Genomic DNA, 390 nt, shown 5'->3' with positions numbered 1-390 from the left:
GATGTCGAGGGTGGTGCGGATCCGGCTGATGAGGCGGGTGGCGAGGAGGGAGTGGCCGCCCAGCTCGAAGAAGTTGTCGTCGATGCTGACCGCCGGCACCCCGAGGATCTCGGCGAACAGGCCGCAAAGGGTCTCCTCCTGGGGGCTGCGCGGGGCGCGTCCGGTGCCGGCGGCGGGCTGGTCGGGGGCGGGCAGGGCGCGGTGGTCGACCTTGCCGTTGGTGGTCAGCGGGAGCTGGTCCAGGACCGTGAACGTGGAGGGGACCATGTACTCGGGCAGCAGGCCGGCGGTGTGTGCGCGCAGGGCCTCGGTGTCCAGGGTGTCGGTGTCGGTGACCACGTAGGCGACCAGGCGTTTGTCGCCGGGCTGGTCCTCGCGGGCCACGACCGC

The 390-nt window shown here is 72.3% G+C and carries 1 protein-coding gene; it reads right to left on the bottom strand.

The window, feature by feature from the left end; genetic code table 11:
- Positions 1-390: phosphopantetheine-binding protein (locus tag IF78_RS0142940; RefSeq protein WP_031498945.1), on the bottom strand; the 390-nt coding region annotated here is incomplete at both ends.

It is taken from the genome of Streptomyces bicolor, assembly GCF_000719285.1.
Taxonomy (GTDB): domain Bacteria; phylum Actinomycetota; class Actinomycetes; order Streptomycetales; family Streptomycetaceae; genus Streptomyces; species Streptomyces bicolor.
Note: the sequence above shows the minus strand (reverse complement) of the source record. Positions and strands in the feature narration are given on the sequence as shown.